The sequence below is a fragment of the Nocardia jejuensis NBRC 103114 genome (assembly GCF_001613145.1).
Classification (GTDB): Bacteria; Actinomycetota; Actinomycetes; order Mycobacteriales; family Mycobacteriaceae; genus Nocardia; species Nocardia jejuensis.
Map to the genome: position 1 here is coordinate 134350 of NZ_BDBU01000012.1, position 24404 is coordinate 158753.

The following is a 24404-nucleotide window of genomic DNA, read 5'->3' on the forward strand; positions in this document are numbered from 1 at the left end:
ACAGCGAGATCCATCCACTGCTCGTTCGTATCGAGCTTCTTGGAGAGCACTTCTACGCGAGCCCCATAACCCCGTCTGGGCAACCAGCAGCACGACCTGCTTCAGCACGAACCCAGCAACGCCTCAGGACTGGCGGCGTTCCTCATCTAGCGTGGCCTCATCAGAAACGACCGGCGCAGGATTTCGGATGGCTCGGTCGATGTGGGGCAACGGGATTCGACTGAGAACCTGCCAACTGTACGAGCATCGACGGCGCTCCAAGAGAACAAGCGCCACCTGCTGGACCGATACTTCCACTGTCTGAATTTCGGCATTGAGTCCAGCTACAGACGCGGCTACATCTCCCGCGTGAACCCCGTCAGAATTGGCATATGCGATGGTGACGTGGGGATATAACTCGCCCGGCTTGACCGGCGCATCCGGATGGGCGGTTCGAGTCGCGGACCGCACGGCATTGCGAAGATGCCGAATCTGCTCAGCTGGGCCTGCGTCGAAACCGACCGCACCCTGAGTGCCGCCCAGTTCGCCGATCGTGAGGGCGAACGGCTCGATGGCTTCGCACGACTGCTTCGCGGCAATCTCGATTGCGTTGACCTGATCAACATCGAGGTCCCCTTCGTACGCGATCCGGTCCAGAGTCATATGGAGACCCTCGGAAGAAACCGGGTCGTAGTACGAGAAGTCGATCGCCTCCTGACAGTGTTTGGCCAGCGAGTGAAGCTCCGGTGCGTCCTCGAACGTCAGGAACCAGTAGTACCCGCGTCGGCTCGTCGCACGCGACCAATGATTTCTGAGCCATTGCACGTCCTCGAAGCGGCCGCCAGTCGAATCACCCATCCTGCCCTTCCGTATTGCTCAGCACCGCACCGCTGTTCAGTGCCATGACCGCATCACGCACCGCAGCTATCTTCTCCAGCGCTCCCCACTGGCGTCGGGCGTCACGAACGAACTCCGCGGCCCGCTTGCGCACCGACACGACCGGCTTGCCCGCAGACGTATCGAGCGCGCCCAATACCAAGTCTGCCGCGTAGCCCGGATCGCCCTGCTCGGCCCCGATATGTGAATGGGCCATGTCGATCGCTACCAGCGATCGACTCCACGGCGACCCTGATCTGCTGATCTCGGGCATGGCCAATCTCGCGTACTCCGCCACCTTGTCCGGCCTGCCCAGCGACACGTATGCGGTTGCCGCGTTGCCCGCAGTCTGGGCAGGGCTGTAGCAGCCCAGGGACACGCTCGAGGGCATGCCGTCGGGTGCGTCGCTGCGCGCGAGCACATCGAACGCGGCATCCACAATTCGTTCGACACCCTCGGCGTCATTGAGCTTGCCCATTGCCCGGGCCGCGCCGTTGATCATGAGGCGAACGGTCTGCGAATTCGGCTGACCCGACGCAAACCCGTCTTCCGCGTAGCGGAGCGCGTCCAGGTACTGGCCGGCGTAGTACTCGCAGAAGCTCTGCAGACCACGTGCCCATGCTCGCAGCACCATGTTCTGGGAGAAGTCGCCGAGAGTGAAGGCCTCCAGGCAGTACGCACGGGCAAGTAAGAATTCACCACGTCCGACGGCCAGATACCCGAGCAGTCCTGAGGTCTGTCCGGCCACCTCGAACAAACTCGCGCGTTGTCGTGGATGCGCACAGTCCTCGACCAACTCGTTAAGCCACGCTCGCTGTCTGTTCAGGGCTGGAACAAGCTCGGCGTGGTCGGCATCCTCGTAATTTTCGATGATAGCCAGGGTGCTTGTCGCCAGGTGATGCACGACTTCAGGATCGACGGACCTGTTCAACCGGTGAATTCGCCTGAGCACATCGGTGGCGTCGACGGACTCGCCGCCGAACGGCTCGCATATCCGCTCATCTGTTGGAGCGAGTGCCGCGCTGCCACGTCGGTGTTTCTTCTCCGTTCGTATCTGGCCACGCAGTCCGATCAGCGCACCCTCAGCACCGAGCGCGGTGTCGATGGCCGACACAAGTTCCGGAGAGGGAAGGTTGGCATCCTCCCACTCAGCCATCGAGACGTACTGGCGCGAGTACCCCACTCTGGTCGCCAACACTCTCTGACTGAGGCCGGCCGCGATCCTGCGCCGCTTGATTTCGCGCGCCAGCTCATGAGCGATGGTCGACGGCTGCCGGTCGGCCTCGGTAGCCGGATCATCGGTGCCCCTGCCCATTCGCTCATTGTTGCCGATGAGCACCGGGTGGCAAGTCGTATTCCCACAGACTTGCCACCTTCTCGCAACCAACCGGCTGGCGTTTCCTCTAAGCAGCACAGATGTTTTCGCCACTCGCAACCGCCCGGAGGCATCGCCGTGGACACCATGCTCGTCATCTTGACCGCCGTGATGTACGCGGCAGTGTTCATCTCGAATCGCATTGACCGCGAGCTCCCGCGTCACCGCCGCGGACCGTGGGTGACCGACATCGAAGCCCGGCGCGCGGCCGAGCTTTCGAACGCCACGTTCGTCCCGGCCGGATGATCATGCTGACAATTCCTGCGGCCATCGGCTATGTGCGCAGCGACATCTCAGGTCTGCGTCAGCAGTGGGACGAGATCCAGATCCGCAGTGTGGCTCGGCGCCTTGGTTACACACTGGCGAAAACCATCGTGTCAGGTCCTTACACCGAAAATCCGGTGCAGCGACTGATCGACACCGTGCAGACACGCGAGGCCGAAGCAGTGATCGTTCCATCCGCCGATCACTTCGATGGGGAGGTGCCAACCGAATTGGTAGCGGTTGCGGACGTGATCACTGTGTCGCCTGAACAAACCTATGCGCGCTGGATCATCCCGCCCGATGCGCCCGCGGACATGGGATCACGATGAATGCGTCGTCGGCGCCACACCTCCCACTCGCCGTGGGAGCGCTCGGAGGACGACGCTCCAATCTTGCGCTTCCTCGTGGTGTGCCGAGGTCACGCCGGTCGCGATCGCGCTCACTCTGACCGAGCTCGGGCAGCCGTGCCCGAGACGGTACGGCCGCGCCGTTCGGCGCGGCTTTTAATTTCCGCGACCGTAAGTCGTGTTCGCGGGGCCGGTTCGGACTTACCTTGGGCGGACGCGACGGGCCACGGCCTGTGCCGTAGCGGTACCCCCGGGCTGAGGCGCCACCGCGAAAACTGTTCCGGCCCAAGTCAGACCGGGTCCGGCGTGCAGAAGCGGACCCGGCGTCCCGAGGAGTCACCATGACCGTCGAGCATGTGACGGCACCCACCGCACACCCCGCCTATCGTGAGTTCGCGCAGCTGGTTCGCGAGGTCATCGCACCGCGCGCCGCGAAGGTCGACACCACCGAGGTGCCGCGGTCGCATCTCGACGCGCTGCGCGAGGTGGGCTACTTCTCCTGGTCCGTTCCGAGGGAATTCAGCGGCAGGGCCATACCGCCGGCGGTACGCAACGCGGCCGACGATCTGCTGTTCGGCGCGGATCCCTCGACCGCGCTCGCGGTGACCCAGCATTCGGGGCCGGTCGGGCAGATACTCGGGTCCGGCAATCCCGAAGCGCTGGCACTGCTTCCCGAGCTCGCCGCCGGAAAACGAATCGGCGGTGCGGGATTCGCGCAGATCCGATCCTGGCCGCACAAGCCGAGCACGACCGCCACCAAGGTCAGCGGTGGGTATCACTTCAACGGCGTCGTGCGCTGGCTCTCGGGATGGGGTCTGGTGGACACCGCGTGGCTGGGCGCGGTGGACGAACAGAACTCCACCTACGTCTTCGGAATCGGCGACCTGACCAGTCCGGGGATCACGGCCGCACGCCTGCACCTGGCCGCCGTGGCGGGCTCGCGCACCGTCTCGCTGATTCTGCGCGACTACTTCATACCGCGCGAGTACATCACCGAGGTGGTGGACATCGAGGCGTGGAACGCCCTCGACGGGACCGTGCATCCGAACGAACGGCGCCGCACGGCAACACCATTCGCCGCCGAGCCGCCGAAACCTCCCGCACCGGGCCCGATCGGGCTCGCGCGCGCCGCACTGGCCGACGCCCTCGCCGCCCACCCGGATGAACCGTCGCTGACGCGGCTGTCCGCCGAGGTCGAGCACGCCGCCGTCACTCCCCTGCCCGAACCGCAGTGGCGCGCCCGGCTCGACGCGCTCGCGGTGCGCGCGACCACGGCCGGCCTGATCGCCGGTGGCGGGCAGGCCCTGCTGGCGGACGATATCGCCCAGGTGCGCGCCCGCGCGGCGCTGTTCCTGCAGGTACGCGGACTCTCGCCGCGGGTGCGCACGGCGCGATTCGAGCACATCTGACGCCCTGCTGGCCGCGGCGCCGACCAGAATCATGCCGGTCGCACCACTTCGCCCGACAACCTGACGCGGCGATTCTCAGAGAGCGAACAGACACGTCGGCTACTGGACTATCCGACCGCCGCGTATGGCATCCGATTCATAGACCTCAGCACCTGTCGCGCCATCGTGGAGCCAGCACCCGTTGTTAGACAGACGAATTCGATCGTTGGGTTGCCACCCATGGAGCGCCCGCGGCGCTCCAGGTTTGCCAAGCCTCTCGTAACATGTCCGAAATGCGTAGGTGGATTGTTGTGCTCTCGGTGCTCGCCGCATCGGGTTGCAGCTTGTTCGGGCCGGATGAGATCAGCGGCAGCGATGTGGCGAAGGAGATCGGCGGATTCTTTCGTACCGCTGCCGGGTCCGATGCGAAGAGTCTGAAATGCGATGCCGTCGAAGCCGAGTCCGGGGCCAAGACCGCCTGCACCGCTATCGACCGCAACGACGAGAAATGGTTGATGACCGCCGTGGTGAAAACCGTTGACGGCGATCGGATCACGTACGACACCACCTTCGACGACAAGCTCGCGGACAACGCGCAGGTGCAGAAGTCCATCGCACGGGCGCTTCAGAACAAGACCGGCGGCGTTGTCCAGGCGGTGGAGTGCACCGGTATCCAGAAGCTCGCGGTCAATGCCTTTCGCACCTGTACCGCCGTCGAATCCAACGGTGCCCGCTGGGAAGTCGAGCACCACCTCACGAATCTCGACGGTGCGTCGTCCGTCACGCTGAAAGACACTCTGCTGTACGCGAAATCAGTCGAGTCTGTCGTTTCGGGTCTGGCGCGCAACCTGTCCCAGCACTTCGGCCTCTCCTCGATGAACAACCTGAGCAGCCTCCTCGCCAGCAGCGGCAGCTGCGCGAACATGCTGCGCGGCAACCCCGGCGACTCCATCCAGTGCAAAGCCGTCCTCGCGGACAAGAGCAGCACCGATGTCACCGTCCGCACCACCAAGTCCGAAGACGGCAAAATCTACTTCGAACTCTTCCCCAACAACGACCCCGACCTCAGCATGAGCGGCTGGAGGTCAGCCGACCCCAGCTGAACACCATTGGCTCGATCGCGTACACCCGTGCGGTCGGGGAACTCGCGAAAGTGATCACTGCATGACACCCGCCGACCTCAGTTTCGAGCACCTGACAGCCGCGCAAGCCCGCGAACGGCGCGAGACCGTCGAGGACGTCTTTCGCCGCTCGTACGTGGAGGCGATCGACGCCGGTGACCCTTTCGAAGCACCGGCGGAATTCATGCACCGCTTCGACGCGTACACCAGCCCCGCACGCGCGGGCGACTTCGAACTCGTCTTCGCCTACCTCGACGGCACAGCCGTCGGTCAAACATGGGGTTGGCCGTTGATGCCGGATACCGTCTGGTGGCGGCTGTCTCACCTCGATGCCACAGGCATCGACCTGGCCGCCTTCACACACGAGACAGGCGATCGCACCTTCGCATTGAGCGAGATCATGGTGTGCGACAAGTACTCCGGACGAGGGATCGCACGCGCGCTTCACGACGAACTACTCGACGGCCGCGGCGAACAACGCGCCACACTGTTGGTCGACCCGAATAATTCCCGCGCATACGCCAGATACTCACGATGGGGCTGGCGGCAGGTCGGAACGATGCGACCGGACTGGGCGGATGCACCGACTTTCGACGTTTTGGTTCGCAGCCTCGAATGAGCAGGTAGGCACACACTCGAATTCTGCTGCCCAGCAGTGAGTTCCACGCCGACACCGGAATCACTGATGCGCAGGCGCATTCGGAGAAGTTCAGCGAAGACGCCTCTTCCCAATCGCGGTAGCGGGTGGTGCCCCCATTGCTCGGGGCACAACAACTGTCGGCAGACGAACGGGGGTCCGCTCGCTACCGTTGTGCCCGCACAACTTGTGCATCAGCGAAAGGGACTGTCGATGAAGCAGTTTGGAATTACCACACTGATCGCAGGCGCGGCATTTGCCGGCGCGGTGTTCGCTGCCGCACCCGCGATGGCGGCGCCGGGCCTTCCGCTGGAGGTATCGACTGTCGGCGCCGACGCGCAGCAGGTAGAGGACACCTTGCCGTCCGGGTCGGCGAATTCGCTGGCATCCGGGTCGGCGTGGCTGCCGTGCCTGCTCGGCCAGAAGTCGGCGTTCTGCAACTGGGTCGGCTGAGTCGGATCGATCGGCCGGTGCCGTGTTCCGGCACCGGCCTTCAGAACTCTCCGTACTCCTCCTCGAGATGTTCGAACGCACTGATCCAGAACCCGGAACCGGCCCAGCCCAGCGTGATCAGTGACGCTCGTAGCGCGGACAGAACCGCTTCGGGGTCCTCTCCCGCGTCCAGTCGGGTGAGGTGACGAGCCATGAGGCCGACCGAGCCGGCCAGTTCGGCGAGGGAGTCGAAGGCACGACCCTGGTAGCCCTCGCCGTGGTCCCAGCCGCTCGGGTCATAGATGTCCACGACGCCGAGTTCACCGTCGAGCATCAGCGTGTAATCGTTGCCGTAGACACCGAATCCATAGCAGTACTTCGCCGGAGCGGAGTCGTCATCGGGTACGCGGCGTCCGAACAGCTCGTCCGGATCTTCCTCCCACAGCCCCTTGACCGGCAGCTCGGAGGCATCGAATCGGATGGCGGACAACGCTATCGCCGGATAGCCGACCGTCTCGAGAAACGTCCGGCTCGCCGCGTGCTCGAGCCTCTCGGGCAATTCGGTCGGGCGCCACAGCGCTGCCGCTCCGACGCACGATTGCAACCACGGTGTGGTGGGATGTGCTGCGGCATTGTTTAGTTCGGTCATATCGACAGTGAAGCGCATCTCCGCGCGAGGTCCGGCTTCGGCCTCCGAAGACGTAGACGTTGCACCCGGTTCACGCCGGGCCCCCGGAGATGGGGGCATCGAGTGTCGGGGCTGTCGGGGGTGGGGCGGGGGTTGAATACTGGCGCGCACCAGATTCGAGAAGCATTGGGGTCATCATGAATTCGAAGAGCATAGTCGGAGCGATAGCCGTCACGGCGGCGTTGTGCGCGCCGATGGCGGTGCTGGCCGGGACCGCGCAGGCGACGCCGGTCAGCGGGATCCAGGCTGTTGACGAGGGCATTCCGATGGGGTCTGCTGATTCGGCGTCGGGGGTTCTCGGGCCGCGCACCGGGTCTGCCTATCAGACGTTGAATCATCTGGTCTGCGTGCTGTTCCACACCAGCCTGGATGGATCGGTGGGCGTTCCCTTCTGCTGACTCTTCTTTGACGGCAGCGAGTTTCGGCGGAGTCGGCGTCCAGCTCGATGCCGGACGCCGACTGCCGTCGGATCAGATCGCCGGTACGCCTGCCCAACCGAGATGGTTGTCGAAGAACCGGGCGTGATTGTCGGCCATGAACGCGGACATCTGCTGATGCCTGCCCGGATAGACGTGCAATGCCTTGTCCACGGAGGCACAGGCATCGAACAATCTCAGGCCGGGCTGGCGGCCGATCTCCGAATCGTCCCAGGAGATCGTGAACTCGACCGGGATCGTGAGCTGCCGGGCAGCCTCGATCACGGCGTCGAATGCGAGAACTGGCCCGAAAGCCGCTGCGGCGATTCGGGGTTCGGCCGTCGCGAGCATCAACCCGATCACGACGCCCAGGGTGGTGCCGCCGTAGCCGATCGGCACGTCAGCACCGATGTCCGGCAGCGCCTGCAGAGCATCGATGGTCGCCTGCCACTCCGGTACCGCCCGCTCGGCGAGCGAGGTGTTGTAGTCGGTGATGATCTGATCCATCGACTCCCCCGCCGCGCGGGCGGCATGCAGTGCCTCCACCCACTCCCGGTCCCGGGCGTTTCGCGGACGATCGCCGTGCCCGGGCGCGTCGATGGCAGCGACCGTGTATCCCCTGGTCGTCACCAGATGCTGAGCACTGGCGACGAGTCCGGGCGCTCGCTTGTGCATGCCGCCGCTGTGTCCGCTCAGCAGCAGTGGCGCGCCGAGCACAGGGCCGGATTCGGGTGAGAAGAGCACACCGGTGATGTCGCCGAGTGTGAAGGAACGCTCCAGAACGCCATCGAAGGACGTCTCAGCGTTGAAGTGAATGGTGTTGTGGTTCATGGTATTGCCTTTCGGAAGTGCCTCTCGGCGCTCCCGGCGACACCACTGTCAACCGACCGTCCGTGAACGGAAAGGGGAGCACCCGTCAACTACTGCGTTCATGGGTCTCACCTCCTTGCGTGTGTCACGGACCGCAAGAGACTAGCAGCAGCGCCCGGTATCCCGTCAACAGGTTTCTCGGAACCCTCGTCCTCGCAAGCGATCCGGGCATCACGGCCGAGGACCGACCGTACCGGCGGCCAACACCGCCGCGAGACCCTCCCGCAGGTCCTCGACGAAATACCCGGGCACCTCCAGAGACGGGAAGTGTCCACCGGTTTCCGGCGAATTCCACCGGACGATGCGCCGGTACCGCTCCTGCGCCCACGCGCGCGGATACTTCTCGATGTCGCGGGGATAGATGGTGATCGCCGATGGGACGTCGACCCGAAGGTCGGGGTCGAGTGAGTTGTGGCTTTCGTAGTAGATGCGAGCCGCCGACGCGCCGGTCCGCGTCAGCCAATACAGCGTGACGTCGTCCAGAACGCGGTCCATGGAGATCGTCTCGAACGGGCTGTCGTCGGTATCGCTCCACTCGGCGAACTTGTCCAGGATCCAGGCGAGAAGCCCGATCGGTGAGTCGACGAGCGAATAGCCGATGGTCTGCGGCCGGGTCGCCTGCTGCTTCGCGTAGGCAGCGCGATGGTGCCAGAAATCCCGAGTGTCCTCGGTCCATTTCCGCTCGGCCGGCGTCAACCCGTCCACGGTCATTCCGGGCGGCGACTCCGCGAACGTCGTGTGGATGCCGAGCACATGCTCCGGGAACCTGCCCGCGAGCACCGTGATGATGTTCCCTCCCCAGTCACCACCGTGGGCCAGGAACCTGCCGTAGCCGAGCCTGCTCATCAGTTCCACCCATGCGGCCGCGATCTTTTCGGTTCCCCATCCGGTGGTGGCGGGCCTGTCGCTGTAACCGAATCCCGGTAGCGACGGCACCACGACGTGGAAGGCAGGCTTCCCCGCATCGTTCGGATCGGCGAGTTCGTCTACGACATCGATGAATTCGGCGATGCTGCCCGGCCAGCCGTGCGTCAGGATCAACGGAGTAGCGTCCGCACGCGCTGATCGCTTGTGCAGGAAGTGAATTCGCAGATCGTCGATGCTCGTGCGGAATTGGCCGATCCGGTCGAGGCGCTCTTCGAAGGCGCGCCAGTCGTACCCGGTGCGCCAGTAATTCACGACCTCGACGAGGTCGGCGAGCGGAACACCCTGATCCCACCGGCGCGGGTCCGGCGCGGCACGGTGGACCGTCTCCGGCTCCGGTAGCCGGGCCGCGGCCAATCGCGCGCGCAGATCGTCGAGTTCGGCCTCGGGTGTATGGGTTTCGAAGGCGTATACGCCCGTGTCGCCGGGGGTGGGAACCGGATCGAGGTGGTCGAGTGCGGACATGAGACCTCCTGGTCGTCGCGGAGCCGGCCGCCGATGAATGCGAACCGGCTAAGACGGTTCTAACATGAGCTTCACCCGTCCTGCAACCGGCTAAGGTGGTTCCATGCCTGCTGAGTTCCCCGAATTTCGCCTCGGCACCGTGCTGGCTACCAGCTTCACGGCAACGCTGACCGAGCGTCGCGGCGACGCGATCGAGCGCATCCCCACACCGCAGCGACTGGTCGACTGGCTGACGGTGAGCGGCCTGGCAGTGAACTCCTGCACCACCGCTCAACTAGCCCTCGCCCGGGAACTGCGGGAGTCGATTCACGCTGCGGCGACGGCGACCGCACTCCACGAAGCCCTCCCCACGCCCGCCGTCCGAGTCATCAACGACCGCAGCCTGCAGGGGCGCGCGGCGGCCGTTCTCACACCCGAGGGCACTCGACGATGGCATCTGAATTCGGCAACCGAGGTAGCGGACGCCCTGGGGGTGATCGCCGCCGACGCGATCAGCATCATCGCGGGCGAACGAGACGGCAGAATGGCCCTGTGCGCCTCGCCGACCTGCCAGGCCGCGTTCTTCGACACGAGCCAGAGCCGCACCCGCAGATGGTGCGACATGAACACGTGCGGAAATCGGCAGAAGAAGGCGCGCTTCAACGCCGGCCGGCGCAAGAACGCCGAAGGCTGAACAATTCCCTGCGCCAGCCAACTGCCCGCGTGCGCGAGCCGGCCCGCCTTGCTCCGGACGATCCCGAGATCGATAGTGAACGTCCCTAACATGTTGCCCGATAACACTTTTCACACTCCGAAGCGCGGCGCTGCGCGTATGGTCGTGTCGTCGGCCACGCGACCGGGTTGCCGATATTTCCGTGTGATCGATGGACCTGTCGGGTCCTGATTTCCGCTATCGAAACAGCTCCAGGAGCTATATGAGCGCGATCCGTGTCACCGTTCCGATCGAAGTCGCCGAAGCCCTGCAGGGCGTCGCCGGAGTATCGCCCGCGTCGCCGCGCCGAAGTACCTGGGAGATCGTGATGTCGGTGTGGACCGGCGCGACGACGGTGCTGACAATCCTTCAGGTCCCCTCCACCGTGGCCGATGTGTCGGATCGAATCCACAAGCTGCTACCGAAATCCGGGTCGTCGACCGACGATTCCGCGACGATCTCGGCAAAGGGACCCGGGGGCGAACTGACATTGACAGTCACCGGAGACGTCGACATCGAAGCCATCACCCGCCTGCTTACCGAGACACTGTGCCCGGAAGATGAAACCAGTTGAAGCTGGGACGAATACGCAGGCCCTCACCCGTGGTGCTCAGCACGCTGAGCGATGAGGACCTCGCTCGGCTCAAAGTCGCCGACCGTCTGTTCGAACTGCTGCGGCGGAAGGCCTTCTTCCGAAGCGATGCCGAATTCGTGTCGAGCAACCTCGATGCGACGCGATCTGCCACGCTCGCCTCCGTGGTGAACATCGTCGCCGGGGTCGCCGCGCGCGAGCTGGCTCGCAAGTGCGAAACGGCGAGGATGTCGGGCATAGAGACCAGCGGTGTGCTGGAGATCGTCGGCGCCATGCCGGTGGAACAGATGCTCGATGTTCTCACCGCATGCGCCGATGATCACAACGCGTACCAGGTCGACTCCTCAGCGGTGTCCGCGGTGGTGGAGGCGATGCTGTTGCTGATCGCGCGTTCGACCGAGAACCGGGATCATTCCGAATCGCTCTGTGTCGCAGCAGCTGCCGCGCACGACGCCGGACGCTCGGCACTGCTCGAGCGTGTTCTGCGAGCAGCCGATCGCGCTGAGCACTCGCCGGGATACTCCGCGCTGTTCCTCTTCTATCGTGCGCAACTTCCCTCGGTGCGCATGAAGCCCGCGGAGTTCACCCGCCTGCGCACCCAATGCCGAACACAATTGCTCGCAGTCCGGACGTCCGACCCGGCCAACGCCCGTGCGCGCCGAATCCTGCGGTGGATGGACGAGCACGAGGCGGGCCGCAGAAAGTCGGCGACGAGTCGGGCGGCCACTGCCGCCGAGGCGGGGAATTACGTCGACGCCGCACACTGGTACGGATTGGCGACAGGTGATGCGGAGACTCCCGGACATGCGGGGGCGTACCGGCTCTTCTCGGAAATTTTCAAGCTTCGCTCGGGGCAGCTCCAGACACCCGACGACTTTCGCTCGAGCATGCTCAGACTTTCCAGTGATCACGTCGCCAAGGCGAAACCCCTGCTGCCGCTGGACAATATCTTCGCCGACTACAGCACGGCCGCCGCACACACCGAGCGCGACCATCCGGGGTCGAGCATCGCTGCCCAAGTGGTGGATTTCATCGGCGATGTGCGCATGGGAGTGGCACTCGACCACCATTCGGCCGATCTCGGCACGGTGGCGAGGTCACTCACCGACATCTCCATTGTCGATGCGCTGCAACGTGATCCGCAGCTGATCAGCATGGCGGACTTGAAGACCGCCATGCCCGGTGCGTCCTTCGTCTGGGTCGAGATCCTGCACGACAACGATGATCCGTCCGATCCGGCCCTGTCCGGAGATCACCTCCGGGTGATCACGGTGACAGCAGGCAGCGAATCCTGCGTGGTTCGCGATATCTCACTCACGCATGAGCAGGCCGATGTCGTACGCGGCACGCTCAACGAGGCATCGGAAACGGCGGATCCGGGCGATATCGCCTGGCTCGGCGGCACGGTGTTCGGGAATCTCCGCCCCACCGACGACGCTCGGGGCATATGCGTGATCCCGGACTCGACATCGTGGGAATTCCCGTGGATGCGCATCGTCCCGGAGTTCGTCGACCAATTCGCGGTCGTCCCTTCAGCGGCTTCGGCGATGCGTCTGCGCCCGCCGGGGCCCGCCGATCGGCGACGCGTGGTGTCGTTTTTCAATCCCGATATGAAGGGTGCCGGCGCGGAACACGCCACACTGCTGGAATTGCATCGCGAGCACCGGATCGAGTACCGACCCGCAACCGATCTCGCCGGGCTGGCGACACTGCTCACCGGGGCCGAAGTCGATCTGCTGTGCATCGGCGCGCATGGATCGTTCTCCGCCGGTGCGGAATTCGAGATGGATTTCGGTTCCGAACGCGTCCCGTTGCTCGATCTGCTCGAATTGCCGTTGCCCTCAGTCGTCAATCTCGGCTGCTGTTGGTCCGGGCGTACCTCCCTGGCCAACAATTCCATCGCGGCATCTCTCGCGGCCATATCCGGTGGAGCCTCCCTGGTGCTGGGAGGGATCTGGGAGATCGACGATGAGAGCAGCGGGACGCTGATGTCACACGCCTACCGCCTCTACGCCGACAACCACTCGTTTGCTCAGGCTGTGTTGGCCGCTGCCAGACAACTGGACACCGCATCAGCTCCGACGACCGGAGCTCTGTGCCTTTTCGGACGGTGGTGAGACGCTCCCGAGCTCCGAGACCTGCAGGCTGTCGAGACTCAGCCCAGTATCAACTCCGAAGCGCTTCGGATGATGTCCGTGCGCGTGCCGGTGCGGTGATCGGCGGCGATCAGGTAGTCGGCGATCATCAGGGAGAAGGCGAGCATGCTGCGGGCCTCGACCTCGCGCGGGTCGCTGTGCAGGGTGCCGATGAGTTCGCGTAGATAGTCCATCCGGCTGTTGTCGACGCGTGCGAGGCGCACGGCGACGGCAGGCTCGCGGCGGGCCCATTCGCGCACGGCCAGATCGATGGGCATCAATTCCCTCGAGAGGGTCAGCGTGCCCGCCTTCCGGACTTTGGTTCGGGCGTCACCGCCTTCCCCTTCCAGACGCCGCAGGACCTCGTCGATGCTGCGGCGCTCCCAGGTATCGAGCACAACATCGAGCAACTCTTGGCGATCGGCGAACTGCCGGTAGAACCCACCTCTGGTCACACCCAGTTCGGCGGCAAGGGTTTCCACCCGGATGGCGTCCGGCCCCGAAGTCGCCAGGATCGTCAAGGCGGCATCGATCCACGCCTGACGCGGAGTTCGCACCGGAGGGGCCATCGGCAGTCAACCAATCAGTCGTGGGGCTCTTGATTACACCATTCCAGATAGATACAGTACTGTTCTGTATCTATTGGCCGGGTTGCCGGTCACCCCTGGAACAGATCGACAGGACTCACGAATGACACACCCCGACGCGAGCGAAGAACGCGCCGAAACCGCCGTCGAAGCGGTCGAGGTCGACGCCGAGCTGCTGGCCTTCAGCACATTGGAGGACATCCACCACGGCGACGCACATCTGCTGTTCACCGACTACTCGGGCGACTATTCGGCCGAACAATGGGCCCGGATCATCCTCGAGAACGTGCCGGGCGAGACGCGGATCGCCCTCGAGCGGGCATGGCAGATCATCGCTCTGCGCTTGCGGGCGGTCGGCACCGCACACACCGTCGCGGGCTGGCCGATCGCGCACGTCGACCCCGAATACGTCCTGCTACACACCGCGTCCGACTTCGGCTTCGAGGGGCAACTGCTGTTCCGCCGCAATGAGAACAGCGTTCTGCTGGCAACTTTCGTCCGGTTCCACGATCCGGCCGCGCGCGCGGTGTGGGACCGGGCGCTGCCGGCGCACCTCGGATTCGTCCGGACGCTGCTGGCGGCGAGTGCCGACCGGCTCGCCGACACCTCGGCCGCGAATCACTAGTCGCAGCCGGAAGAACCTCCCCCCGGGACACGCAACTTCCCTAGATCGCAACGCGATTCACATCCCCGGTACCAAATCCGGCGGCGCACTGGTGCCGCCACCCCTCCACCATGAAAGCCGAGAAGACTGCCATGAGCACCGCCTACGTCATCATCACCGTCATCACCGCCGCCTGGGTCGGATTCTCGGCGTTCTCGCTCCTGCGCGAGGCCGCGTTCGTAGCGGATCCCTTGGTGGAATACGGAGTGCCGCAATCCTGGTGGACGCCTTTGGGGTTGGCCAAGGCCGCGGGCGCGCTCGGGCTGATCGCCGGCTTGTTCGTCCCGGCCATCGGGGTCGTGGCCGCAATCGGACTGATCGTGTACTTCGCCGGAGCCGTGATCACCGTTCTGCGCGCCCGCTCGTACGCCACTGTGGCGTTTCCGATGCTGTATCTGATTCCGGTCGCGGTCGCGCTGGGATTGGGCGTGGCCGCGTAGGCAGAGCTTCCGACCGGAGGGACCGAGACCCGCGACCCGGCATCACCCCCAGCGGGATCCAGCCTCCGCCTCATACCCGAAATTGCTGACCTACAAAGCATTTCGCGGAAATGAGGTCGACACGATCACCTCCATCGTCCGCACTCTCGCCTCACCCGATACATCGTGTGCGATGCTTTCCCCATGGTGATCAACGGTAAAAGCACGTCCAGGGTGCGGCTGGCGGCACAGGCCTTCCTCGGTGTGATGCTCGTGTCCGCGGGTACGAGCCACCTGACCTTCGCTCGCGAGGACTTCCGCGCCCAGGTGCCCTCGTGGTTCCCGCTCGACACCGACTTCGTCGTTCTGGCCTCGGGAGTCGTGGAAATCACGCTCGGCAGCGCGCTTCTGCTGACATGGAAGCAGCCTCGGCGGGCGCTGGTCGGTGCCATCGTCGCGGCGTTCTTCGTTGTCATTTTCCCCGGCAACATCGCGCAACTGGTCGAGCATCGCGATGCGTTCGGACTCGATTCCGATGCCAAACGCGCTGTTCGGCTCGTGTTCCAGCCGGCGCTCGTCGCGTGGGCACTGCTGGCGACCGACGCGGTCGGCGTGTGGCGCGACCGACGGGCACTGACGAACTCCTAGTGCGGCACGGTCGGGCAGTAGGTGCGGCCGCCGTCCAGATGCGTCTCCTGGCTCCGGCAGGTACAGAGGGCCCGCCTCGAGTCGAGGCGGGACATCGCGACTGAGGCGTCGCGGGCGACGAGTGATGAATCCGGAATGAAATTCACCCGTGTCGGGTGAGGCGGCGGCCGCCCGCTGCGGGAACGCTCGGCACATCGGATCAGGATGTCACCGAGAAGGAGCGGACAATGTCGCTGGATTACGAGGACCGGACCGACTTCGACGACGCCGACCGGGGATTCATCGCCGCGATGTCGCCGGCCGTGATCTCGACGGCGGACGGGAAAGTGATCTGGGACGGCGACGCCTACGGCTTCCTGGACGGCGAATGCCCGCCCACCGCGAACCCGAGCCTGTGGCGGATCGGCCAGCTGGCCAACAAGCAGGGCTTGTTCGAGGTGACCGAGGGCATCTATCAGGTCCGCAACCTCGATCTGTCCAACATGACGATCATCGAGGGCGACACCGGCGTCATCGTCATCGATCCGCTGATCTCGGCCGAGACCGCCGCCGCGGCGCTGGCGCTGTACCGCGAGCATCGCGGGGACCGTCCTGTGACCGGCCTGATCTACACCCACTCGCACGGCGATCATTTCGGTGGCGCGCGCGGCGTCGTCCCGCACGGGCACGCCGAGATTCCGATCATCGCGCCCTCGGGCTTCCTCGAGCACGCGGTGAGCGAGAACGTCTACGCCGGAACGGCCATGACGCGGCGCGCCGCCTACATGTACGGCGCGAACCTGCCCAAGGGACCGGACGGCCAGATCGGTTGCGGCCTGGGCATGACCACCTCGACCGGCACCATCACCCTGATCCCGCCGACCGTGGACATCACGCGCACAGGCCAGGAGGAGACTGTCGACGGTGTGCGCATCGTCTTCCAGCTGACTCCGGGCACCGAAGCGCCCTCGGAGATGAACTTCCTGTTCCCGGACCGGCGCGCGATGTGTATGGCCGAGAACGTGACTCACAACATGCACAACATCCTCACCCTGCGCGGTGCGGTGGTGCGCGACTCGCGCATCTGGGCGCGCTATCTCGACGAGGCGATCGCCATGTTCGCCGACAAGATCGACGTCTCGTTCGCCTCGCACCACTGGCCGGTGTGGGGCGCGGATCGCTTCGTGAGTCTGCTGTCCGGCCAGCGCGATATGTACGCCTACCTGCACGATCAGACCCTGCGCATGCTCAACAGCGGCGCTACCGGCCCCGAGATCGCCGAGACCTTGCAGCTGCCCGACGCCCTGGACAGCATGTGGGCCAATCGCGGCTACTACGGGTCGGTCAGCCACAATGTGAAGGCGATCTACCAGCGCTACATGGGCTGGTTCGACGGCAACCCCGCGCACCTGTGGGAGCATCCGCCGGTCGAGCAGGCCAAGCGCTACGTCGTGGACTACGGCGGCGTCGACGCCGTCGTCGCCAAGGCGAAGAGCTACCTCGACGAGGGCGACTTGCGTTTCGCCGCAACACTTCTCAACCACGCGATTTTCGCCGAACCGGGAAATTCCGCGGCGAAGGAAACCCTCGCGGCGGTCTACGACCAACTGGGCCGCGGCGCGGAGAACGGCCCGTGGCGCAACTTCTACCTCTCCGGTGCGCTCGAATTGCGTAAAGGCGTGATCCACACCGAGATCGACACGAACAACCCGGAAATGGCGATGGCCCTGACCGTGGAGATGCTCATCGATTCGATGGCGGTGCGGGTGAACGGGCCCAAGGCCGCACAGACCGGTTTCATCATGGACTGGAAGGTGGACGGCGGGGAGACGGTGCGCCTCACCCTCTCCAACGGCGCTCTCACACACCGCACCGCGACGACGGCCGCTCCGCACCACGGTCCCGCCGAACTCACCCTGACCCTCACCAAGGCTCAGTTGCTGGGCGTGCTGGCGGGCCAGGGCCTCGACGGTGTGGGTGTCGAGGGCGACCCGAAGGTGCTCGCCACCCTCGCGGGTCTGCTCGACACCGCGGACGTGGATTTCGCCATCGTCACCCCGTAGCGGGCAACACCCGTTCGGTCGACCATCGCCCATTCGTGCGGATCGGCAGTCCTACTGCCGCATAAGCGGATTCGATCCGCACGGGTGAGCGTGTCGGAGCTGGATTCGGCTACCGACCCGGCGGGATTCCGCCCGTGAGGTTCACCGCCCGTCTCGCAGCAGGCGGCGGGCTCGTGCGCCGCCGGCCGATCAGCGCAGCTCATCACTACCGCGCGCCGATTGCCTTCGCGCTGTGCTATTTTCGGTCTTCGCGCTGCGGTATTTCGCGCAAGTTCTATTCCTGATAGTCATATTTCGAACAATTCCGCATTCCCGAGTCCCGCTGAGTGGAATCGACCGGAGCCGTACTGGTCAGGGGCATGACACGTTTCACGCGACGTGTTACCCACCCCTTTCTGGAGGACGTTTATGTCCACCTCTGTCGACAACGCGGCGCCTTCGGCCCCCGACTTCGACGATTCCGCACGACTCGACGGCGCCTCGAAATGGCGGATCTATTCGGTTCTCGCCGTCATCGTGCTGTTCACCGAGATCTCCCCGATGCAGTACGTGATGGTCGCGGCCGCCCTGCGGCAGATCGCGCCGACCTTTCCCAGCCAGGGCGCCAATATCAATTGGGCCATCATCGTTTTCGGCGTGATCGGCGCCGCGGTGTCGCCGCTGATCGGCAAACTAAGCGACATCTGGGGCAAGAAGAAGATGTTCCTGGTGTGCGGTGTGCTGTTCCTGATCGGCACCGCGCTGTGCGCCGTCACCAGCAATTGGGGACTGTTCCTGCTGGGCCGCGGGCTCGAGGCCACCGCCATCGCGACCACCGTGGTGTCCTACGGCCTGATCCGAGACCTGATGCCGCGCAGGCTCGTTCCGGTCGGGCTCGGCATCGCATCCACCGGCCTCGGCGTCTCGGCGCTGATCGGCCCGCTGATCGGCGGCTACATCACCGACCACTACAGCTGGCGCGGACTGTTCTGGTTCCTGTTCATCTTCACCCTGATCATGATTCCGCTGCTGATCCTCGTGGTGCCCGAAACCAAGCTCCGCACTCCGCAGCGCCTGGATCTGCTGGGTGTGCTGCTGCTTGGCGCGGGAGCCACGCTCACGCTCATCTATCTCGACAAGGGCCAGGACTGGGGTTGGCTGAAACCCACCACCCTGGCGTGGCTGATCGGCGGGCTGGCGTTACTCGCGCTGTTCCCGCTCGTGGAAATGCGTGCGCGCCAGCCGATCATGGATATGAAGCTGCTGTTCACTCCGCGGGTGAGCGTGGTGCTGTTCATCGCACTACTGGGTTCGCTGATGATCGGCGTCCAGTCCTACGGGCCCAGCTACATGATCCAGTCGCCGGCGGCGTCCGAGGTGGTGGCGCAGGCTAAAGCCGCGGCGTACGACCAGGTGAAGACGCAAGCGCTCGCGCAGGCACAAGCGCAGGCCGAGGCTCAGGCTCGAGCCGCATTGCCGCCCGGGGTCACGTTGCCACCAGGATCGGTCCATGTGCCCGAGGAGGCGGTGCTCGCGCAGTTGTCACCGGACATGGTGCAGGTGCGGCTCGATCCCGGCTACACCTACGGCGAGGGCTTCAGCCTGATGAAGTTCGCCACCCATGTCACCCTGGCGCAGTCGTTGATCGCCATGCTGTTCGGCTTCCTGGGCGGGCTGTGGATTCGGCGGATCGGCGGACGCCTGCCATTGGTCACGGCACTGGTGGTCTTCGTCGGCACCGCCGCCGCCTACGCGATGCTCGACCACGGCTGGGTGACGCTCACGCTGATCGGGGCGGTGACCGGCATCGGGTTCGCGATGTACTACGCCTCCACGCCCAACCTGATCGTCGAGGCGGTGCCCGCCGAGCAGCAGGGCATCAGCGCGGGCATGCTCGGTGTCATGCAGGCCATGGGCGCCGGTATCGGAATCGCCGTCGCCACAGCGTTTTTGAACGCCAACCCGGTGCGGGCGGAGGTCACGGTGACGGGACAGCCCAGCGTCACTCAGGACGTACCGCTGCTGTTCGCCGACCGGGGATACGAACTCAGCTTCTACTTCGTGGCGGCGACCTCGGTGATCGCGCTGATCGGCGCGGTGATCATGAAGTCCGGTCGCACACCGGCCACCGGTGGCACCGCGTTCTGAGGTCCGGATGCGGTCCAACGAATGACTCAGGCCCGGAGGCGAATTGCCACCGGGCCTGAGTAGTTCACCGCCGGGTCGTCAGCCGAGTGGACAGGTCCCACAGCTCACCTGCCGCGTCCGGATCGGTGGCGTGTTCGGCGGCGCGTCCGACGGCGCAATCGGTGAGGTACGCGCCCGGGTGCCGGTCCAATTCCGCTGCGGTGGCAGCCCATACCGAGGTCGCGGCGGCCTGCTCCGTCGATTTCGGATTGGTCAGGATCCCGGGAGTACGCACGGTGAGCCGGCGCATCCGGTCGAAGTCGTCGCGAGACATGAAGCGCGCCAGCCCGGTTACGCAGATCCCCGGATGCACCGCGTAGGCGGCGACCGGCGCACCCGCCATGCGCCGCTGCACTTCGACGGTCATCAGCACGTTCGCGGCCTTCGATTGCGCGTAGGCGGCGAACTTGTCGTACGGACGCTCGACGAATTGCAGGTCGTCCAGGTCGATCGGATAGGCGCGGTGCGCGTCGGAGGACACGGTGATCACCCGCGCCGGGATCCCGGTGCGCGCGGCGGTGGCGGCGAGCACCGGGAGCAGTTCGGCCGTGAGCAGGAAATGCCCGAGATGGTTTGTGGCGAACTGCAATTCGAGTCCACCTGCGACTCTGGTCAGCGGCGGATACATCACTCCGGCGTTGTTGATCAGCAGATCGATGCCCGAGCGCCGCAACGCCAGCATGCCCGCGGCGGCGCGCACACTGCTCTGATCGGTCAGGTCCAGACCGATGACGTCCAGATCGGCGCGAGGATGCAGTTCTCGGATCCGGCAGGCTCGGATGACCGCCGCGTCGAAATCACGCGCGGCGAGTACGACCGTGGCGCCGGCGGCGGCCAGGGCGCGCGCCGTCTCGGCCCCCAGCCCGCTGGTCGCCCCGGTCACCAGCGCGGTGCGGCCGGTGAGATCGACCCCGTCGAGCACGTCGTCGGTGGTCAGCACCGCCCCGTCCAGCGTTCGCGCGACTCCGCCGAATACTCGTGCCGCGCCGCCGGGAATTCGGGCGGTCCTGCCAGAGTTCCGGGCGGCTCCGCCGGAACCGGAAGCGGTATTCATGACTCGGGTAGATCCTTCCATTCGGACGACAACCGGGCGGACCAGTCGGGAGCACGATGTTCGAGGAAGGCGCGCACGCCTTCGGCGGCATCGGGACGGCCCATGACCCGCAGATGCAACTCGGTCTCGAGCGCCGCGATACGGGCGGGGTCATGGCCGCGAATCGCGGTGTCCCACAACAGTCTTTTGCACAGCGCCGCGGACATGGGCGCGGTATTGACCGCCATGTCGCGGGCCAGTTCGAGGGCGGCCGGGAGCACCTCCGCGGCGGGCAGGGCGCGGCCGGCCAGTCCGAGTCGGCAGGCTTCGTGGCCGTCGAAGGTTCTGCCGGACAACAGAATCTCGGCCGCCACCGCCATCCCGGCGACCCGGGCCACGGTCCAGTGCGCCATGGCATCGGGAAGCACTCCGAACCGCACCTGCGGGATGGCATAGCGGGCGTCGGCGGCGACGATGCGAATGTCGGTCTGCATGGCCAGGGTCATGCCGATTCCGATGGCGTGCCCGTTCATCGCGGCGATCACCGGCTTGCGCAGCGCGAAGGCGGGCGGATCGACCGGCGACGCGGAAAACGTTGCTTCGCTGGGAGTTCGGAAGGTGTCCGCACCACCGGTCAGATCGGCCCCGGCGCAGAAGGCCGGCGGGGCGCCGGTCAGCACCAGCACTCGCACCGAATCGTCGGCATCCAGGTCACGGTAGGCCTGCCCGAGCGCGCGTCCCATAGCGGCGGTGAAGGCGTTGCGTCGCCTCGGGCGGTCCAGCGTTACGATCGCGACACCGCCGTCGGTGTCGATGCGCACGCCGCTCACGGGATCGCCCGCAACGCGGCGATCAGATCCGCGACGTGGGCCGGGGCGACCTCGTATCCCGGGAAATAACAACAGATCCGGTCGGCGTAGCCCCCGAAGCGTTCCGCTATGGCGGCGGCGCACTCTTCCGGCGTGCCGTACACGGCCAGCGTTCCCAGCATCTGCTCATCGACGAGTTCGGTCATCGCTTCCACCGCACCGCGTTTGGACAGCGCGTTCAATTCTGGCTGCACATCGCCCCACCCCTCCACGTCCAGAACCGAGCGGTAGGCCGGGGTGGACCCGTAGAAGGCGAGCAATCGGCGAGCCCCGCGCGCGGCGGCGTCCAGTTCGCTCGCCGTCCGGCCGGTGGCGACCACCACCTGCGGATAGATCGAAAATTCCGCGGTATCACGACCTGCGCGTTCGAGCCCCTCCTCGAGGGCGGGGCGGGTGCGCTCGCGAAAGTGCCTGGCGCTGTTGAACGGCATGACCAGCAGTCCGTCCGCGACCTCGGCCGCCACCCGCGTCATGATCGGGCCGAGCGCGCCGAGGCAGATCTGCGGCAGGCCGTAAGGATTGGGGCCGGGATCGAAGGTCGGCGGCATCAGCGTGTGCCGGGTGAACTCGCCTTCGAAGCGCAACGGAGTGCGGTGCTGCCAGGCGCCGAGGATAGCCTTGACCGCCAGTACTGTTTCCCGCATGCGCGCGGCCGGCCTCGACCACTCACCGCCGTAACGCCTTTCGATGTGCGGGCGGGTCTGCGATCCGAGCCCGAGCCGGAATCGGCCGCCGCTGAGCAGGTGCAGATCGTAGGCGGCGTGGGCCAGGTGCAGGGGGCTGCGCGGGAGCGCGACGGCGACATTGGTCATCAGATCCGCCGGTGCCGCGCCCGCGGCCAGGGCCAGCGGCAGGAACGCATCCTTTGCGCCTTCGAACGTGAACAGGCCGTCCGCGCCACAGGCGACCAATTCTCTTGCTCGTGCCGCTGTTTCGCCGAGCGGCGCGTCCAGCTGCAAATCGACTTTCATTCTGCCTCGGTGCGTGGTGTCGGGATGGACGAACTGACTCTCAATATTACATAGTACGATGTAACGTTATTGTGGTGTGTCGCGGTTCACCACTGCGTTCGATCACCCGCGCCGCCCGAATCGAACGTGCGCCCCGGCGGGGAAAGGCGGCGTCCGCCCCAGCCATTGTCTCCGCCGGAATCGACAGGAAGGCGCCCTCACCGATGAGGGCAACACCATGAACTCTCTCCCAGCTCGCCGCACCAGGAACTATCTGGCCATCACGGCGGCCGCAGCCCTGCTGCCCTCCGGAATCGGCGCCGCGCAGCCGCCTTTGAGCACGCCCGGGGTCGTGCAGGAGTTGCACGACATCGCCGATACTGCCGTCCCGCGCGCGGACTGCCGGGATGCTTCGCTCACCGAAACCGGCCTGCAAGGCGATGTTCCGGCCGCCGATCGCGCCGACGGGCGCAGTACCCAGGGCTACAGCTGCAACATCGTTCCCATCGGCGGCTACAGCGGACGGGGCGGCGGCATCACCTCCACCAGCTTCGACCACTGCGTGTACCTGGGCAGCTTCTTCCCCGGCGATCTGCTCGGACCCTCGAACGGCGTGCAGGTTCTGGACGTGTCGGATCCGGCGAATCCGGTGCCCACCGCGAACCTCACCGAACCGGCGATGCTCGCCGGAACCTGGGAGAGCCTCAAGGTCAACCAGGCCCGCAAACTGCTGGTGGGCGTGGGGGTTCCGGCGATGACGGGGTACGGGCTGATCTCGATCTACGACGTCTCCGACTGCGCACACCCGATTCTGCTCAATCCCGGCCCGGGCACCGATCTGTCGCTGCCCGTGCCCCTGACCGGCCACGAGGGCGGGTTCTCACCGGACGGCAAGACCTACTGGTCCTCGGGCGTGATCCCGGGCATCGTCAGCGCGATCGATCTCACCGATCCGTCTCGGCCACACGTCATCTGGCAGGGCATGCCGGGCAACTCCATGCACGGCATGGGGCTCAGCGACGATGGCGACCGCATGTATCTGGCGAACAACGCGGGCGGGATGAGCGTGCTGGACATCAGCGCCGTGCAGCGCCGCGACCCGGACCCGCGGGTGCCGGTGCTGACCCAGCTCACCTGGACCGACGGCATGGCCACCCAGCACGCACTGCCGGTCCGCTACGGCAGTACGCCGTACGTCTTCACCGTCGACGAGGCCGGATCCGGCGGCGTGAAGATCATCGACATCTCCGACGAGAGCCGCCCCCGGGTGGCGAACACGATCAAGTTGGAGATCAACAAGCTCGACAACCGCACCAGCGCAATGGCTTCGGGCATGGGCGGCTCGATCTTCTCCTACGACGCACATTATTGCGCCGCCGATCGCCCGGTGAACCCGACGGCACTGGCATGCGGCTGGATCTCCTCGGGCATCCGGATCTTCGATGTGCGCGATCCCCTGCGCGTCCGCGAGATCGCCTACTACAACCCGCCCGCGCGCACCGGGCACAGCACCGAACTGTGGAACTCTCCGCACGCACTCGCCTCGATCATCGGGATTCCACTGCTGAGCCTGCCATCGGTGACCCAGGCGATGAATCAGGGCGCGTTCGATCCGGCACAGGCCCTGGCCCCACGCGGCAGTCAGGCCGTGCTCGGCGATCTGTCCAGCGACTGGTGCATGTCGGCCCCCGAATGGCACGGCTCCACGCTGTGGGCTTCGTGCGCGGACAACGGGTTTCTGACCCTGGCACTGCCCCCGGAGGTCTATACCCCTCCGGCCGATCAACATTCGACGACCGGCTCGTAGGAAAGGCTCCGGTGAACCG

The 24404-nt window shown here is 65.6% G+C and carries 25 protein-coding genes; 16 read left to right on the forward strand and 9 right to left on the reverse strand.

Annotation, left to right across the window (positions count from 1 at the left end; all coding sequences use genetic code 11):
- Positions 1-123 precede the first annotated feature (123 nt).
- The gene (locus tag NJ1_RS09490) at positions 124-837 is read right to left on the reverse strand and encodes a 2'-5' RNA ligase family protein (protein ID WP_067690484.1); all 714 of its coding nucleotides are present in this window, start codon (positions 835-837) and stop codon (positions 124-126) included.
- A complete protein-coding gene (locus NJ1_RS09495) occupies positions 830-2170 on the reverse strand; it encodes a helix-turn-helix domain-containing protein (RefSeq protein ID WP_067690487.1) in 1341 nt (446 codons plus the stop codon). Before NJ1_RS09495 ends, NJ1_RS09490 begins: the two co-directional genes overlap by 8 nt.
- A gap of 138 nt (positions 2171-2308) precedes the next feature.
- Here NJ1_RS09495 and NJ1_RS38880 point away from each other — a divergent pair, with 138 nt between their 5' ends.
- The 6 genes from NJ1_RS38880 to NJ1_RS09520 all read left to right on the forward strand — a co-directional run bounded on the left by NJ1_RS38880 (position 2309) and on the right by NJ1_RS09520 (position 6440).
- The gene (locus tag NJ1_RS38880; protein ID WP_157573862.1) at positions 2309-2476 is read left to right on the forward strand and encodes a hypothetical protein; all 168 of its coding nucleotides are present in this window, start codon (positions 2309-2311) and stop codon (positions 2474-2476) included.
- Entirely contained in the window at positions 2473-2823 is a 351-nt protein-coding gene (locus NJ1_RS09500) for a recombinase family protein (RefSeq protein ID WP_245717300.1), read from the forward strand. Before NJ1_RS38880 ends, NJ1_RS09500 begins: the two co-directional genes overlap by 4 nt.
- Positions 2824-3182: 359 nt before the next feature.
- The gene (locus NJ1_RS09505) at positions 3183-4250 is read left to right on the forward strand and encodes an acyl-CoA dehydrogenase family protein (protein WP_067690490.1); all 1068 of its coding nucleotides are present in this window, start codon (positions 3183-3185) and stop codon (positions 4248-4250) included.
- A 290-nt stretch (positions 4251-4540) separates the two neighbouring features.
- On the forward strand, positions 4541-5332 hold the full coding sequence (locus tag NJ1_RS09510) for a DUF4333 domain-containing protein (RefSeq protein ID WP_067690492.1): 792 nt from the start codon (positions 4541-4543) through the stop codon (positions 5330-5332).
- Positions 5333-5393: 61 nt separating this feature from the next.
- Entirely contained in the window at positions 5394-5969 is a 576-nt protein-coding gene (locus NJ1_RS09515; protein WP_067690495.1) for a GNAT family N-acetyltransferase, read from the forward strand.
- 231 nt (positions 5970-6200) lie between these two features.
- Positions 6201-6440 (forward strand): hypothetical protein, encoded by a 240-nt coding sequence (locus NJ1_RS09520; protein ID WP_157573863.1) that lies wholly within the window; start codon positions 6201-6203, stop codon positions 6438-6440.
- A 40-nt stretch (positions 6441-6480) separates the two neighbouring features.
- Here NJ1_RS09520 and NJ1_RS09525 read toward each other — a convergent pair whose 3' ends face one another.
- Positions 6481-7068, reverse strand: a complete 588-nt coding sequence (locus tag NJ1_RS09525; RefSeq protein ID WP_067690901.1) for a hypothetical protein — start codon at positions 7066-7068, stop codon at positions 6481-6483.
- Positions 7069-7244: 176 nt separating this feature from the next.
- On the opposite strand from NJ1_RS09525, the gene NJ1_RS09530 reads away from it, so the two are divergent.
- Positions 7245-7505: a hypothetical protein gene (locus tag NJ1_RS09530; RefSeq protein ID WP_067690500.1), complete on the forward strand. Its 261-nt coding sequence runs from the start codon at positions 7245-7247 to the stop codon at positions 7503-7505.
- A 72-nt stretch (positions 7506-7577) separates the two neighbouring features.
- Here the strand turns inward: NJ1_RS09530 and NJ1_RS09535 are convergent, their stop codons facing one another.
- Entirely contained in the window at positions 7578-8339 is a 762-nt protein-coding gene (locus tag NJ1_RS09535; protein ID WP_067690906.1) for a dienelactone hydrolase family protein, read from the reverse strand.
- Between the two features lie 225 nt (positions 8340-8564).
- Complete coding sequence (locus NJ1_RS09540; RefSeq protein ID WP_067690504.1) at positions 8565-9782, reverse strand: epoxide hydrolase family protein; 1218 nt, start codon at positions 9780-9782, stop codon at positions 8565-8567.
- 103 nt (positions 9783-9885) lie between these two features.
- Between NJ1_RS09540 and NJ1_RS09545 the strand changes: the two genes are divergently transcribed.
- The 3 genes from NJ1_RS09545 (at position 9886) to NJ1_RS09555 (ending at position 13182) form a co-directional block, all read left to right on the forward strand.
- On the forward strand, positions 9886-10455 hold the full coding sequence (locus tag NJ1_RS09545; RefSeq protein WP_067690507.1) for a CGNR zinc finger domain-containing protein: 570 nt from the start codon (positions 9886-9888) through the stop codon (positions 10453-10455).
- 190 nt (positions 10456-10645) lie between these two features.
- A complete protein-coding gene (locus NJ1_RS09550; protein WP_157573864.1) occupies positions 10646-11047 on the forward strand; it encodes a hypothetical protein in 402 nt (133 codons plus the stop codon).
- Positions 11044-13182 (forward strand): CHAT domain-containing protein, encoded by a 2139-nt coding sequence (locus tag NJ1_RS09555; protein ID WP_218025159.1) that lies wholly within the window; start codon positions 11044-11046, stop codon positions 13180-13182. The genes NJ1_RS09550 and NJ1_RS09555 overlap by 4 nt, the downstream gene beginning before the upstream one ends.
- A gap of 38 nt (positions 13183-13220) precedes the next feature.
- Here the strand turns inward: NJ1_RS09555 and NJ1_RS09560 are convergent, their stop codons facing one another.
- Positions 13221-13769 (reverse strand): TetR/AcrR family transcriptional regulator, encoded by a 549-nt coding sequence (locus NJ1_RS09560; protein WP_067690515.1) that lies wholly within the window; start codon positions 13767-13769, stop codon positions 13221-13223.
- Between the two features lie 121 nt (positions 13770-13890).
- Between NJ1_RS09560 and NJ1_RS09565 the strand changes: the two genes are divergently transcribed.
- From NJ1_RS09565 to NJ1_RS09585, 5 genes are all read left to right on the forward strand, one after another.
- A complete protein-coding gene (locus NJ1_RS09565) occupies positions 13891-14412 on the forward strand; it encodes a hypothetical protein (RefSeq protein ID WP_067690518.1) in 522 nt (173 codons plus the stop codon).
- Positions 14413-14543: 131 nt separating this feature from the next.
- Positions 14544-14891 carry a DoxX family protein gene (locus tag NJ1_RS09570; RefSeq protein WP_067690909.1) on the forward strand — a complete coding sequence of 116 codons (348 nt, stop codon included), beginning with the start codon at positions 14544-14546 and terminating at the stop codon, positions 14889-14891.
- A gap of 183 nt (positions 14892-15074) precedes the next feature.
- Positions 15075-15518 carry a DoxX family protein gene (locus tag NJ1_RS09575; RefSeq protein WP_067690521.1) on the forward strand — a complete coding sequence of 148 codons (444 nt, stop codon included), beginning with the start codon at positions 15075-15077 and terminating at the stop codon, positions 15516-15518.
- Between the two features lie 227 nt (positions 15519-15745).
- The gene (locus NJ1_RS09580; RefSeq protein WP_067690524.1) at positions 15746-17560 is read left to right on the forward strand and encodes an alkyl/aryl-sulfatase; all 1815 of its coding nucleotides are present in this window, start codon (positions 15746-15748) and stop codon (positions 17558-17560) included.
- 408 nt (positions 17561-17968) lie between these two features.
- A complete protein-coding gene (locus NJ1_RS09585; RefSeq protein WP_067690528.1) occupies positions 17969-19687 on the forward strand; it encodes an MFS transporter in 1719 nt (572 codons plus the stop codon).
- A gap of 64 nt (positions 19688-19751) precedes the next feature.
- Here NJ1_RS09585 and NJ1_RS09590 read toward each other — a convergent pair whose 3' ends face one another.
- Genes NJ1_RS09590 through NJ1_RS09600 form a run of 3 tightly spaced genes read right to left on the reverse strand, consistent with a single transcriptional unit; the run spans position 19752 to position 22599 of the window.
- Positions 19752-20780 (reverse strand): SDR family NAD(P)-dependent oxidoreductase, encoded by a 1029-nt coding sequence (locus NJ1_RS09590; protein WP_084477926.1) that lies wholly within the window; start codon positions 20778-20780, stop codon positions 19752-19754.
- A complete protein-coding gene (locus tag NJ1_RS09595) occupies positions 20777-21580 on the reverse strand; it encodes an enoyl-CoA hydratase/isomerase family protein (RefSeq protein WP_422615746.1) in 804 nt (267 codons plus the stop codon). The genes NJ1_RS09590 and NJ1_RS09595 overlap by 4 nt, the downstream gene beginning before the upstream one ends.
- A 5-nt stretch (positions 21581-21585) precedes the next feature.
- Positions 21586-22599: a TIGR03617 family F420-dependent LLM class oxidoreductase gene (locus NJ1_RS09600; RefSeq protein WP_067690534.1), complete on the reverse strand. Its 1014-nt coding sequence runs from the start codon at positions 22597-22599 to the stop codon at positions 21586-21588.
- A 217-nt stretch (positions 22600-22816) separates the two neighbouring features.
- On the opposite strand from NJ1_RS09600, the gene NJ1_RS09605 reads away from it, so the two are divergent.
- Positions 22817-24385, forward strand: coding sequence for an LVIVD repeat-containing protein (locus NJ1_RS09605; protein WP_067690537.1), 1569 nt, complete (start codon positions 22817-22819; stop codon positions 24383-24385).
- Positions 24386-24404 lie beyond the last annotated feature (19 nt).

Excerpts from the sequence above, each read along its gene's own strand:
- NJ1_RS09580 (WP_067690524.1), top strand. The coding sequence starts at position 15,746 with ATGTCGCTGGATTACGAGGACCGGACCGACTTCGACGACGCCGACCGG.
- NJ1_RS09560 (WP_067690515.1), bottom strand. The coding sequence starts at position 13,769 with ATGGCCCCTCCGGTGCGAACTCCGCGTCAGGCGTGGATCGATGCCGCC.
- NJ1_RS09550 (WP_157573864.1), top strand. The coding sequence starts at position 10,646 with ATGGACCTGTCGGGTCCTGATTTCCGCTATCGAAACAGCTCCAGGAGC.
- NJ1_RS09605 (WP_067690537.1), top strand. The coding sequence starts at position 22,817 with ATGAACTCTCTCCCAGCTCGCCGCACCAGGAACTATCTGGCCATCACG.
- NJ1_RS09585 (WP_067690528.1), top strand. The coding sequence starts at position 17,969 with ATGTCCACCTCTGTCGACAACGCGGCGCCTTCGGCCCCCGACTTCGAC.
- NJ1_RS09525 (WP_067690901.1), bottom strand. The coding sequence starts at position 7,068 with ATGACCGAACTAAACAATGCCGCAGCACATCCCACCACACCGTGGTTG.
- NJ1_RS09530 (WP_067690500.1), top strand. The coding sequence starts at position 7,245 with ATGAATTCGAAGAGCATAGTCGGAGCGATAGCCGTCACGGCGGCGTTG.
- NJ1_RS09505 (WP_067690490.1), top strand. The coding sequence starts at position 3,183 with ATGACCGTCGAGCATGTGACGGCACCCACCGCACACCCCGCCTATCGT.
- NJ1_RS09515 (WP_067690495.1), top strand. The coding sequence starts at position 5,394 with ATGACACCCGCCGACCTCAGTTTCGAGCACCTGACAGCCGCGCAAGCC.
- NJ1_RS09575 (WP_067690521.1), top strand. The coding sequence starts at position 15,075 with ATGGTGATCAACGGTAAAAGCACGTCCAGGGTGCGGCTGGCGGCACAG.
- NJ1_RS09570 (WP_067690909.1), top strand. The coding sequence starts at position 14,544 with ATGAGCACCGCCTACGTCATCATCACCGTCATCACCGCCGCCTGGGTC.
- NJ1_RS09540 (WP_067690504.1), bottom strand. The coding sequence starts at position 9,782 with ATGTCCGCACTCGACCACCTCGATCCGGTTCCCACCCCCGGCGACACG.
- NJ1_RS09545 (WP_067690507.1), top strand. The coding sequence starts at position 9,886 with ATGCCTGCTGAGTTCCCCGAATTTCGCCTCGGCACCGTGCTGGCTACC.
- NJ1_RS09590 (WP_084477926.1), bottom strand. The coding sequence starts at position 20,780 with ATGAATACCGCTTCCGGTTCCGGCGGAGCCGCCCGGAACTCTGGCAGG.
- NJ1_RS09600 (WP_067690534.1), bottom strand. The coding sequence starts at position 22,599 with ATGAAAGTCGATTTGCAGCTGGACGCGCCGCTCGGCGAAACAGCGGCA.
- NJ1_RS09495 (WP_067690487.1), bottom strand. The coding sequence starts at position 2,170 with ATGGGCAGGGGCACCGATGATCCGGCTACCGAGGCCGACCGGCAGCCG.
- NJ1_RS09490 (WP_067690484.1), bottom strand. The coding sequence starts at position 837 with ATGGGTGATTCGACTGGCGGCCGCTTCGAGGACGTGCAATGGCTCAGA.
- NJ1_RS09500 (WP_245717300.1), top strand. The coding sequence starts at position 2,473 with ATGATCATGCTGACAATTCCTGCGGCCATCGGCTATGTGCGCAGCGAC.
- NJ1_RS09520 (WP_157573863.1), top strand. The coding sequence starts at position 6,201 with ATGAAGCAGTTTGGAATTACCACACTGATCGCAGGCGCGGCATTTGCC.
- NJ1_RS09565 (WP_067690518.1), top strand. The coding sequence starts at position 13,891 with ATGACACACCCCGACGCGAGCGAAGAACGCGCCGAAACCGCCGTCGAA.